Consider the following 12,101-nt stretch of genomic DNA (forward strand, 5'->3'; position numbering starts at 1 on the left):
GATCAAGCTTTGATCGGCACGGATAGAAGGTCGTTCCGGGACAATTCCAGGAATTTCCCGAACTGAAAAAAGAGCCACCAAACCCGAGCAGAAAAGCAGCGCACAAGGAGCTTGACAAAAACAGCCTCATAGAAGGCACTATTTAGATGTCATTCGCGGATGTCCCTATTTATACTTGCACGTAGCACCGGGGCTGACAGCGTTCGATGATCGTCGGTCCAGTCAAGGGGTCGAGCACTGCGCTAGAAATTCAGGGCCGGCAGCACCTGACCCGGTCAAGAGCAAACTCATGCATGATCCAAAGCCCCACGCCAATTGTCTATTCGTTAACGGGGTCCTTCTCCTGGCGGTTTTACTTGGGGCCTGCCATACGGCGCGACCGCCGAAGCCTTACTCGACGACGGGTCAGAGTTCGAACCATTCGCCCTACCCGGCTCACTGGTGGACCCCCGTATCCCGTGAAGGCGCGCCGGCATGGGAGATCCTGCCGCAAGAGGCGGGTCTGGGCGAGGTCATTCTCTCCAAGCGCAACGAGCTGGGCGTGCTCTCCAATTTCGCGGCGACGCCCTTTTTTTTTCATAACAAACCTTACGCCAGTTTGGAAGGATTCTGGCAGATGATGCTTTATCCTGAAGGTGAGGATGACCCTCGCGCGAAATTCCCCGGTCTCGAGTGGAAATACACACGCGATCAAGTGGCCCAAATGACCAGCTTCGAAGCCAAGAATGCCGGCACGTTGGCCGAGGAGAACATGAAGTGGATGGACATTACGTGGGTGACCTTTGAAGGGAAAAGGATCGAGTACCGGCCGGCTGTTCCGGGGGAGCACTACCGCTTGATCGTGGCTGCCACCCGAGAGAAAGTGCGCCAGAATCCCGAGGTGAGAAGGATTCTCCTGGCGACGGGAAACCTGGTCCTTAAACCGGACCACCATCAGGAACCCAACGCCCCCGCGGCCTGGCGATACTATGAAATCCTCACTCAAATCCGTGACGAACTTCAAAAGCAGCCCTAGCCTGGGATGAGAGAGTACATACCACTCAGGCCATTTTTTCGGTCCATGCGGCTCCAGTTTAGAATCAGCGCTTGCGCGATGGGCCAATAGGTCTGGTTGTTCGCTTGGGTTTTGACCTTAAAGCTCCAAGCTTTTTAGCGGTGTTCTGCCAGGCGAGTGTGATCGCCTCGCCGAGGGTGTCTTCATCGACCGCATCCAATTGCACCCTCGTGCATCCCTGGCGCCCCCAGGCGCCGTTCTCGGGCATAAACGCCGCGGGATTCTCCCGCACGAAGTTCTGCTGCTGGTCGGGTGTAAGCTTAACCATTCCTGACTGCTGATCGTGATGCAGGGTCGCGAAGATCCTGCCGTTGACGCGGAAGTCAGGGTGTCCCATGTGTGCGCCCTCGATGGTATCCTTCATCCCCAGCGCGATGCGGCGGAAGTCCTTGGCGCTCGTCATGACATGTCCTCAGTGGTCGGAGCGTGGCACATTCTCGATCCACAGATTTCGCAGATGACACAAAAGGGTTAAGACAAAGCAAATCGACTGGTCGGTTAAGCACAAACCAGAATAAACCTGTTTAAAGCCGTGAGGTGTCTGTTTGGTCCTGTGGTTTTCCTCTCCGCGGATCTCTGTGCCTCTGCGTTGCAGATTTGGCGCCGGGTAATGCGCGTGCAGCAAGCTTCGGCTGCTGAAAGCGGGAGCAAGCTCCCGCACTCCAAAATCGGTTATCCAACACCCGATTGCCGCATGAGCACATAGATGACCCACGGGGCGACCCTCGTTTCATTGACCCACTGGTAGGGCTCATCGCCTTGGGCCAGGGGTTTGTACGTTGCGCCCAGACTTAGTCCGGCGCGGGCGTACACATCGCGGTACGATTCATCGGTCCAGAGAATGTCTTCGGTGGGCCTGCGGTCGGCGAAGTCGGTGGTGATGATTTTCACCGTGTCTCCCGAGCGAGCCAATCGGTTCTCGGGGTAGTCCTTCGTCGAGAACGACGCCCACTCATGGGTATAGATTTCAGGTGACGAGACGACGCTGACCATCTTTCCCGTGGAACTCAACAGTGCTCCAAGATCGTGGAACAGCCGCACCTTTGTTTCAAACCCGGGGATGTTGTCGAAGGTGAAGAGGGAAACGGCAAGATCGAACGCCCTGGCCTGAAATTCGCTCAAGTCATCATCCTTGACCAGCCGGTAGTCCCCGCCGGGGTCAATCGCCCTGGCCTTCGCGATCATCTCGGGTGCGATATCGACGCCCACCACGTCGAAGCCAAGCTGCCGCACAAATCGGGTCGAACGCCCGGTGCCGCAGCCGAAATCGAGTGCCCGAGTTCCGGTGACGTGCTCCCGGACAATGGCGGGAAGGTCTCTGTAAGCCAGGTAGTAGGTATTGGCGAATTCGAGCTGCGCGTACGCCTCGGCCCGAGTGGTGTCTCCATAGCAGTTGGTGAAGGCCATACGAATCTTTCCTTATCTCGCCACGTCCCATGCCCCCATGCGCCCTCTCATGGAGTCAGGGACAGACACCTTTTCCTAAGCAACCTTGCAGGAATGTCAGCAAGGCGGGTGTCTGTCCCTCTTTCTCTCATGCGTCCTCTCATGGAGTCAGGGACAGACACCTTTTCCTAAGCAACCTTGCAGGAATGTCAGCAAGGCAGGTGTCTGTCCCTCTTTCTCTTCATGAACTCCGGTAGAAACGGTTCCAGCACCTGTTGCTGTTCCGGGGACAGGTACTTGAAGCCCTTGAGTTCGCCATAACAGTTCGGAGCGCCGCAATGACAGACGAACTTCTCGTGAAGCTCCCAATCGGTGGTCAGGTAATTACAGGTGAGCTCCTCGCCGGCCTCAAGGTTGCGCAGCGCCCGCAGGAAGACGCCAGCCCAGTCCACATAGGTGTTTGGAGCGCAAGAGTGATTCAGGCACGCATTTGAATCGGGTGTGCCGTCGATGTGCCGGTTCTTGTCGATCTGAATCGAGTACCGCGTGGGATGATCGATGATCGGGCCATCGTAGGTGACGAGGATCTCATCCTTCGAGACGGGCCTCAGCACGAAGAGTCCGCGCTGATGGTCTGGGCGCAGCTGCACCGTGACTCCATTCACAAGCGACACCTCAATCTCCTTCAATCAAAGCTCCGCACTGCAAAAGGGCACGACTCACAAAAGTATGCTTTAACGGGTACCCGATTGTCTACTGAGGTGATCGGAAAGAGTGACGGATGACCGCATCTGTCGGAGTAGTTCGCTTGGGCGGCAGTGATCCCGTCCGCCAGGGCGGAGATCGCGCGTCTTTTCCTGCCGGTCGCAAAAGCCCGTGATCTCCGCCGGTCTTTGCGGCTCCGCGGTGCAAATTTGGTGGCGGCTACGGTGTCTTGTGCCGGAGGCGATCGAGTGCAGCGGTGCAGTGCTGAGGCGTAAACTTCTCTCCGTTAAGGCCGTACTCGGCGCTGGGGTCACACGGATAATTCGTCGCCAGATATTCAAGCAATTCCGGGCCCACCGATTTTGCCTCCCACCAGGGCACGTGGAAGAAGACGGCCCCGCTGAACTGGGTGATCTTGTCGAGATTCGCATCCTTGAGGCTCACCCACACCAGCCACAGGTTCTCAATATTATCGCCGCTCAAATCCACTCCGCGCCAATCGGCGTCTTTGAAGTACGTTGCGGAGAGGTCTAGAGTTGAGGCGCTCGGTCGCGGGGTTTTCAGGACGGAGCCGACCTGGGCGGAGATCTTGGGCGCAACGGAAGTAAAGTATCCAAGCAAAGCTGCTTCCTGCGGGCTGAGCTTTTTGAGGTCATTGGTCTGGGTTTCTGGGTCCCAGGACTTGTTCAGCAGGGGAGTTCCTTTAGTGCTGAGGGCGCGGTCGAGTTTCAGGACGAACTCCAGGTTACTCCAATCGACCGGCACGAAGGCCGCCCCAAACAGATCGTTAAAGAAAACAGGGTCGGTGCTGTTGGCGAGGAGTTGGACGGCGGTAAGCTTGGCGCGGTCGCCGTATTTCGGGGAATTCAAGAACGGGTGTAGCGCGACGATGCCCGGAGGCAGCTTGCTGGTCTCGGAAATCGTCTTGACGGTCTCTTCCCAACGGGCATCCATCGCGGCCTCGCTCTTGTCCTTCTCAGAGCGTATGAACTGCCAGTTCTGCGCGATCAAGGTGGCCGCCAGGGTCACGATGGTCACCACGGGGGTCAGGATCGCCACGTATTCCTTGAGCCGTTCGGACCGTTCCCGTTTTGAAGCCGTCTCATTCTCGTGCTGAAGCTTACGCTCTTCGAGCGCTATTTTCGAAGTTCCGCCTGCGCTTTTTCCATGTCCGATGAAAGTCTCAGGACCCCGGTCGCCTTTTCGACGGCGGAGGCAAGCTCCGGCACTGATGCATCCTGGGCTTTATTTAACAGCGAACTGGCCGCGGCCCGAAGTTGCTCCATTTGATCCATGGCGCCTCTTTAATGGAGATTGGCTATTTGACTTGGTAGACGGATGTCATTGTACACCGATTTCACTCGCTTCGCGATGCCATTGAACGTGACGAGAACGGGGGAGGATCGTCCTTGGGCCCGGTTGCCGGTGCACCCGGTTCAAGCAAACCACGCCCCCAGACCACGCTGTCTCATTCTGTGCTACCATTAGCCAGCGCAAAAAATGGGATCGCAACCAGCGCCATTGCGGGGGCGGACAGGTGACCCTTCCAATTGAATTGACTCCTGACTCCAAGTATCAGCTCCTGCTCCAAATTTCCCGTGAGATCAGTGGCACACTGGACCTTGACGAAGTTCTCAGCCAACTCATCGATGCGCTGAAGTCTGCGATCCCGTATGATGCGGCCGGTATTTTCGTTTTAAACGAAAACAGCCTGGCGCTCAGAGGCCACATCGGCACATGATTGAGGGAATGGCCACGCGTGGCTTTCCCGATCGTCCCAGAGAGGATGATCCCATGTTGAAGTCCGGCCAGGGGATCATCGGTTACGTGATCCGGACCGGCAGGAAGGTCATCGCCCGCGATGTCCGGCGTGATCCGCACTATATCGAAGGGCGGGAGGGCACGCTGTCGGAAATTGCCGTTCCCATCATCGTCAACGGTCAGGTCATCGGAGCCTTGAACCTTGAGTGTGACCGGGTGAACGCCTTTTCCGAAGCGGACGCCAAGCTTCTCCAGTTCATCTCGAACTCCGCCGGTATCGCGATTGAGAAGGCGATGCTCCACCAACACCTGTTGGAGAGCAAACGGATCGAAAGTCAGTTGAAAATCGCCCGCCAGGTCCAGGCCAGCCTGCTGCCCGCTCAACCACCCTCCTTGACGGGATATGACATTTCGGCCATCAATCTGCCGAACTCGGAAATCGGGGGAGATTACTTCGACTACATCCAGCTGCCTCACGGGAAGCTGGGGATCGCCATCGCCGACGTCTCCGGCAAAGGGGTTCCGGCCGCCCTCATCATGGCCAAGTTTCGGGCTGCCCTGAGGACCCGCGTGCGCCTCGATTCCTCCATTTCCCGCGTCATGCAGTCGGTGAACACGTTCTTGTTGGAATCGGTTGGAAGCTCCGACTTCGTCACCGCGGTGTTCGGGGCTCTTGACCCGCCCTCCGGCCGCTTCGCCTATTCGAACTGCGGCCATAATCCTCCCCTGATATTGCGCAGGCGAGGGATGACCGAGGAGTTGCAGGAGGGAGGCCTGGTGCTAGGGGTTGACAAAGACGCGCAGTACGACGCCTCGAGGGTGACGCTCAATCCCGGAGATGTGCTGGTGCTTTATACCGACGGCGTAGTCGAAGTGCCCGATCCGAGCGGGAAAGAATTCGGGTTGAAGGGCTTGGAGCGAACCATCCGAGGCGCGTGGAATTTGCCGGCCTCTGACATGATTCAGTCAGTCGTCCGGTCGACGGAGTCTTTAATCGGTTCCGCGGGATATAACGACGACTTCACACTGATGGTGGTGAAGCGACTGGAAAAATAGATACAAAGATCCGGGCAGATTCAGTTTTGAGAAGTCGAGCGGCAGAAAAACGCGGGGGCCAGGTCTCAAAGATCAACAAATCGAATTTTGAGACCTGGCCCTCCCGAATAAAAATGGGAAATACTCGCCTGGCCACCAGTCGTTGTGTTGCCTGTTGACGGAAGATTGAGATGTGTGACCCCTTACGTTTTTGGCGCTCGGGATCAACGGGTAAACGTACGCGACTCTGTTTTCCTGTTTAACCGCACAAAATACCATCGGTTTTCATCACTCATACCTAAGGGCCTCGACGGGCTCCACCCTACAAGCTTTTACGGCAGGAAGCATGCACGCAACTAATGTCGTTATTGCGAGGAACGAAGCAGATCCCGTAAATGTCATGATATCGGTGGAGTTAACTCCAAACAACAGGCTGCCTATAAATCGGCCTAGTCCGAGTGAGATCAAGGTGCCCACTATCACACCGCAGATTGCTAATTGTCCCCCCTCAATCAAAACCATAGCCAAAATCTGATGTCGCTGTGCACCCAAAGAAATTCTGACTCCAAACTCATGACTTCGACGAGCAACTGAATATGCAACAACACCGTACACCCCGACGACGGCAAGCAAAAGTGCTACTGTGGCGAATATCGACAGGAGAAATCCACGAAAACGGACCGATCCGATCGAGCGTGATACCAAGGCCTCCATTCTAGAGGTGCTCAGGAAGACCACACCTCGATCTGCTGATAGAACTCTGCCATCGATCACGCTCATCAGGCCCTTCGCATCTTTAGGGCCCCGGGTGACTAAAGTAAAATTAAGGAGCGGAACACGCCTAAATGTCTGTGTTATGGGAAAATAGATTTGCGCCTCCGGGTCTTCTCCCAGAGCAGTGAACTTTACATCTCCGACTACACCAACAATCTCGCGGATCATCCGCTCGCCTTCGACCGAAAGGTATTCTCCGATTGGAGTCTTCGAACCCCAAATGGTACGAGCGAGCGTTTCACTGATGATTACCACTCCTTGACCCGCCCCAGTATCCGTGCTTTCGAACGAGCGCCCATTCAGAATGGGGATTCCCATGGCCCGAAAATAATCACCGCCGATTGTGAACATTCGGGCTTCTCCGGCTGGAGCTCTGCCCATGGCATCAAAGTAAAGATAACCACCGGTTGCACCACCCATGGGAACATAGTCTACGGTGCCGGCCGCATTGACCCCGGGTAGCTCATGAATTCTCTCGAATAACTCCTTGTGAAGCTGCGTGACCTTCTCGGAGTCTGAATAGAATGACTTCGACAAAGTCACTTTCGTCGTTAGAACCTCTTTTGCATCGAACCCCGGCTTCACTGCAACCAGATGTAAGAAACTTTGAACGACGAGAGCTGCACCAGTTAAAAGAGTCATTGTTAGGCTTACCTGAAGAACCACAAATATTTTCTGCAACCCGCGGCTGATTCCCCCGTGGGACCTGTACACTTCTTTCGCAAGCGACTGGACATGCCCAATTCTGGCAGCGTGAATTGCTCCGGCTGCTCCTACCATTAGAGTTACCGTCATCGAGACAAAAAGGGCAAATAAGAGCACATTGTGGTCGATGTGGACACTCAGCAATCCTGGAATCTCAATCGGGGCAACTTTACGCACACTCTCGGTCCCCCAATAGGCCATTAAAACACCAAGGGCGCCGCTGAAGATTGTAGGACAGAAAGCTTCTATGAGGATGAGTCGCACTATATGTGGCTGAGTTGCTCCTAAGCAGCCACGAATAGCGATTTCCCTCTGCCGGGCTGCTGCTTGAGCCAGTATTAGAATGGCAGAGTTCAGAGATGCGATCAGTAGCAGGAACGCCGCGCTAGCGAACAGTGTCCAAACGGCAGGGCGGAAATTTTGGACAAGTAATTCCCTAAGCGGCGTGATTCTCACTCCCGTACCAAATTGAACGCCAGTCGTGCCGAATTCCTCCTTCAGTTGGACAAACAAGGCTTGCGCTTCTGATCGAGCTTGGTCGAGCATTCCGTCCGTTCGAAGACGGCCCACCAATGTCTGTGCTCGAAGCAGAGGAGGCAAAGCGCCCTGAGAGTTCTCGCCCATTGCCATTTGAGCATCGCGATTAATGCGGGGGATCCAAATGTCAGTATTTCCCGGATAGACGAAGAATTGAGACATGACACCAATCACGGTATATAACTTTCCGTTAACAAGAATACTTTGGCCCACCACATCTTTGTCTCCGCCGAAAGTTGTTAACCACAGACCGCGGCTCAAGATAGCAACTCTGCTGTGGCCTGATTCCATGTCGTCTGGATTGAAATTGCGGCCCAAGGAACAGGAAACCCCAAAAACGTCGAAAAAGTGCAATGAGACGGCCGCCATTGAAACAGACCTTGAGTTGTCCTTCCTCGTCAGCACGCCTTCTCCAGAGTCATACTCGGAGAGAGCTGCAAAACTTGGTAAACGACTCCACCACAAAAGTCGGTCCTGGCCTGGGGGTGAGGGTGCGCCAATAAGAACAGCCAGGCGCCCCAAATGCTCAACTGGCAGAGGGCGAATCAGGACCCCAGACACCAGGCAGAAAATCGTAGTGGTCGCCCCGATACCCAGACTGAGCACCACTATTAGACTAATGGTTGAAAGCCTATGAGCAGTCAACCGTCTCAATGCGTAATGAAAATCCTGGGGAAAGCTCTTGTTCCATGAAGGAATCATCGCGTTAGAGCCTGATTGGCTAGTCCGGCAGCGGAGGTCGAGCAACCAGGTAGTTAGTTCTGAAGTTGCTACTGGACGAAGATCACCCGTGAAACACAGTCATACCTGTGGATGTCGGCGCTATAAACAGAGAGTGAGAAAGAACCGAGGCAGCATGGATCTTTAGCTGGGCCCCGCTTTCTAACGGACTTTCACGAATTTCACAATATAATCTAGGAGTCCAATTATATCACGTCTCCAAAGCAAAACGAGCCATGCGCACTCAGTCAGGTGTATTTAAGTTCAGGCCCGGGAGATTGAATGTAAAATAATTTTCCACATTCTTTTGAGTTTCAGCATTGTACGCGCCAATCCAATCCTGGGTTACAGTTCCGTTTGGAGCAATGACAATAGTCTGAGGAGTGGCCCCTAACCGAAGTTCTGAGATTGCACCATACGATTCTATTGAGTAGATTGGAAACTGTAGGCCGCCGGCTTTAACATATTTTTCCAGATTGGGGTCCCTGAGAGATAGGCCGATGAAGCGAAAAGAATCCTTTCTGGCGGTTGACAGAGCTGCTATATTCTGATTGTTGCGGTCGCACCACTTGCAATTCGGGTTGAAGATATAGAGCACGGTCGGGACCTTCGGCGACTTGAAATCAATTATAGTGGGGGGCCCGTTGAGGTCAAAGACGCGAAATGGTTCAACAGTCATACCTTGCGCGTTCTGAGATATCTGCTTGCCCTGTACCGAGTGCAGTTGGAGCGCCCGAATTTTCCAGCCGAGGAACACATTAAAAAGAAGCGAAAGTGCCAATAAGCTGTAAAGGACTGCATCATTGCGGTTTAATGGCTGAGTGGGGGCACGGTTCAAGAACATAAGAGTCCTCATATTGGAGGGCCCTCCTTGGATTGAACTGGGGATGACCCTCCAGGGGCCAACAAATATATTGTGGTGCCCTAATCGAGAGATTGGTCTTTGTCAAGTAACATGAGAATCAGTAGAAACAACTTCCTCCCCAGCTACAGCGTCCACCCGAGCAGGAGCACGTTTGATGTGATGGGCCGCATGCCCCATTTGAGTAACATCCATCCCCATATGCACACTGGTCAGATGTGCATTCCGTGGAGTAAGGGGGTACGATTGTATTCCAGGCGAACGCCATCGCTGAACTGAACGCGAGAGCGAGCAAGACAGTAAGCAAGGTAAGCTTTGTCCTAAGAGTTAAGCGAGACATTGAAAACCTCCTTATTATGTGTGGTTAGGTGGGTCTTATATTCCTGCTGGCAAAACGCAGCGTGCGAAAGCATGCTTGTCCGGGCACAGGTTGGTGTGAGCGACATCAAGCGACTTGTCTAAGAACTGTAGGTGTGCGCTTTCGCCATTCCGTATTCCTTGCCAATGAAGATCGGTTAGAAGATGAGACCTACACTCTGCACGTTGACAAAACAAGCCATGGGTCAAGTCCGTCGAAGCAGCTCCACAGAGGAAGATTCGATCAAAGAAATCAAGTCTTTTTGAGGGACGAATCCTCGTTGAGGGCAGGATCAAGTGCGACATGAAAGCCTCCTCGGAAATCAGAGGAAAGGAAAAGGAAGTACCAGTGTTCAACAGTTAAACCTGGGGTCGCTCGTAGTTTCGACGGGGGATACGAGCATCCATTTTCTATCACACGAGGTTTCCAGTGTCAAGGGGAAAGTGTACACACGCCACCGCCGAGCTCAAAATGGGAATTGTGATCGTTTGAGATGAGAAAAATTGAAGACTCGGACGTCACCCCCAAAACATTAATCCTCCAAAGTGCAGCAGCTGGTGCTAAAGTAAGTGAACCAGGGCGAGATCTCTATTGTTGTCCATCCAATCATAGACCAAGAAGTACCTGTGCCTAGTCTTGGAATGCCTTATGTGCATAGACTGCCAGTTGAATTCGGATTCAGCCCCGTGGCTTGGCCGCACCCTATTGCGAAAAGCCTCGGGCTTTTCGGAGGAGGTGCCCCCCCATAATTTCATTCTCCCTTTTTCGGCAAGGCTGAGCCTTGCCGAAGTCAATGTGAAGGATGAGAGGAGAGAGGCCCGAAGAGGCAAACCTTTCCGTCCGCCACGGCGGAAGCGGCAAAGCCGCCTCGTTGTGGATGAAGTGCTTTTTCTCCAAGAAGCTGTTGAATCATCGAACAAAAGACATTCGGGTCAGGCACCGGCATTCGATATTCCTTTCATCCACAGATTTCACGAAGGATGTATTTGCATCGGCGAGCGCCGCTCGATGCGGGAACACCGGCTTGGCCGGCCGGGCGATTGGCCCGCTGAGCCGGATGAAATTAAGTAACGCTCTGTTCGAGCGAGGGATTGTCTTTCATGGGGGATTGGGAAGAGGAGGTAGGAGATCAGGAGGAGGATAGGAAAGAGAGAAGAGAAGTTCATGGTTTCGAATGGCAGGAACCATGGCATTCAGGCAGTGTGTCGATTGTGATGTTTAGCCTACGCGCTAAATATGCGGGACATGGGGAGGGGCAAGAAGAGACAGGAGCCGAAGGCAAGGATGGATGCGTACGAGGCGGTGTTTACCGCGCTCGCCCACCCGGCGCGCCGGCGCATCCTGCTCACGCTGAACTTCGAGGGCGGATCGATGAAGGCCGGCGGGATCGCCGGCCTCTTTGAGCATGCCTGGCCGACGACGACACGGCATATCCAGGTGCTCGAGTCAGCCGGGCTGCTCCGGCACGACCGGCGGGGACGCACTCGCGTCTACCACATTGATCGCCGCCGCCTCGAGCTCGTTCGGGATTGGCTCGAGTGGTTTTCGAAGGACCCTCACTGACAAAGACAACGGAGGAACAGATGGCGACTAAGAAAAGTGCGGCAAAGAAAGCAACAGGGAGGCGCGCGAAGAAGAGCGCCAGCTCGGACGTGCCCAGCCTGTTTCGCATCAACGTCGAAGTGGGGAACCTTGAGAAGGCGGCGGACTTCTACGGCAAATTATTCGGGCTGGAAGGGCGAAAGCAGGCGGGCGCCCGGTGCTACTTCACCTGTGGTCCGGTCACGTTGCAGGTGGTGGACGTGTCGTCGGTTCGAAAGCCGCACCCGGCGGCCAAGGCGTTGTATTTCACGGTCAAGAACCTTGACGCTGTATTTGCTCGCGCCAAGGCGCTCGGCTGCCTCGCTCAAGAGGATGTCCATGGCGTCTCCGGCGGCAACATCAGCGTGCGGCCGTGGGGCGAACGGTCGTTCTACGCGGAAGATAAATGGCACAACGCGTTGTGCTTCGTCGAGGAGGGGACGATCTATCCGGGTTGAGGTCCATTGGAAACAAAGATATTTTCGGGTCAGATCCTATGAAGGACCGTGACGACTCGAATGAGCGGGTCGTTTTTTGGTAAGCTCCTCGGAAAGACAGATCACTTTTTCAAAGGAGCGGACAATGACCAAACAAACGACCCCTAGCAAGAAGTATATCAACAA

The 12,101-nt window shown here is 54.5% G+C and carries 12 protein-coding genes; 5 read left to right on the forward strand and 7 right to left on the reverse strand.

Annotation, left to right across the window (positions count from 1 at the left end):
• The first annotated feature begins 289 nt into the window (after positions 1-289).
• The gene (locus LAO21_22845; protein MBZ5555555.1) at positions 290-1,015 is read left to right on the forward strand and encodes an NADAR family protein; all 726 of its coding nucleotides are present in this window, start codon (positions 290-292) and stop codon (positions 1,013-1,015) included.
• Positions 1,016-1,079: 64 nt separating this feature from the next.
• On the opposite strand, the gene LAO21_22850 is transcribed toward LAO21_22845, so the two are convergent.
• The 5 genes from LAO21_22850 to LAO21_22870 form a co-directional block, all read right to left on the reverse strand.
• On the reverse strand, positions 1,080-1,457 hold the full coding sequence (locus LAO21_22850; GenBank protein ID MBZ5555556.1) for an MmcQ/YjbR family DNA-binding protein: 378 nt from the start codon (positions 1,455-1,457) through the stop codon (positions 1,080-1,082).
• A gap of 269 nt (positions 1,458-1,726) precedes the next feature.
• Positions 1,727-2,461 (reverse strand): methyltransferase domain-containing protein, encoded by a 735-nt coding sequence (locus LAO21_22855; GenBank protein MBZ5555557.1) that lies wholly within the window; start codon positions 2,459-2,461, stop codon positions 1,727-1,729.
• Between the two features lie 188 nt (positions 2,462-2,649).
• Positions 2,650-3,114: an SET domain-containing protein-lysine N-methyltransferase gene (locus LAO21_22860; GenBank protein MBZ5555558.1), complete on the reverse strand. Its 465-nt coding sequence runs from the start codon at positions 3,112-3,114 to the stop codon at positions 2,650-2,652.
• 250 nt (positions 3,115-3,364) lie between these two features.
• Positions 3,365-4,204 (reverse strand): hypothetical protein, encoded by an 840-nt coding sequence (locus LAO21_22865; protein MBZ5555559.1) that lies wholly within the window; start codon positions 4,202-4,204, stop codon positions 3,365-3,367.
• A 77-nt stretch (positions 4,205-4,281) separates the two neighbouring features.
• Positions 4,282-4,440, reverse strand: coding sequence for a hypothetical protein (locus LAO21_22870; GenBank protein ID MBZ5555560.1), 159 nt, complete (start codon positions 4,438-4,440; stop codon positions 4,282-4,284).
• Between the two features lie 242 nt (positions 4,441-4,682).
• Between LAO21_22870 and LAO21_22875 the strand changes: the two genes are divergently transcribed.
• On the forward strand, positions 4,683-4,886 hold the full coding sequence (locus LAO21_22875; GenBank protein MBZ5555561.1) for a hypothetical protein: 204 nt from the start codon (positions 4,683-4,685) through the stop codon (positions 4,884-4,886).
• Between the two features lie 8 nt (positions 4,887-4,894).
• Entirely contained in the window at positions 4,895-5,962 is a 1,068-nt protein-coding gene (locus LAO21_22880) for a SpoIIE family protein phosphatase (protein MBZ5555562.1), read from the forward strand.
• A gap of 267 nt (positions 5,963-6,229) precedes the next feature.
• On the opposite strand, the gene LAO21_22885 is transcribed toward LAO21_22880, so the two are convergent.
• Together LAO21_22885 and LAO21_22890 are read right to left on the reverse strand one after the other, a co-directional pair.
• On the reverse strand, positions 6,230-8,659 hold the full coding sequence (locus LAO21_22885; GenBank protein ID MBZ5555563.1) for an ABC transporter permease: 2,430 nt from the start codon (positions 8,657-8,659) through the stop codon (positions 6,230-6,232).
• A 262-nt stretch (positions 8,660-8,921) separates the two neighbouring features.
• Positions 8,922-9,521 carry a hypothetical protein gene (locus LAO21_22890; GenBank protein MBZ5555564.1) on the reverse strand — a complete coding sequence of 200 codons (600 nt, stop codon included), beginning with the start codon at positions 9,519-9,521 and terminating at the stop codon, positions 8,922-8,924.
• A 1,621-nt stretch (positions 9,522-11,142) separates the two neighbouring features.
• On the opposite strand from LAO21_22890, the gene LAO21_22895 reads away from it, so the two are divergent.
• The gene (locus LAO21_22895; protein MBZ5555565.1) at positions 11,143-11,460 is read left to right on the forward strand and encodes a metalloregulator ArsR/SmtB family transcription factor; all 318 of its coding nucleotides are present in this window, start codon (positions 11,143-11,145) and stop codon (positions 11,458-11,460) included.
• A gap of 20 nt (positions 11,461-11,480) precedes the next feature.
• Positions 11,481-11,936 (forward strand): VOC family protein, encoded by a 456-nt coding sequence (locus LAO21_22900; protein MBZ5555566.1) that lies wholly within the window; start codon positions 11,481-11,483, stop codon positions 11,934-11,936.
• The last annotated feature ends 165 nt before the right edge of the window (positions 11,937-12,101 follow it).

The sequence above is a fragment of the Terriglobia bacterium genome (genome assembly GCA_020073085.1).
GTDB lineage: Bacteria > Acidobacteriota > Terriglobia > JAIQFV01 > JAIQFV01 > JAIQFV01.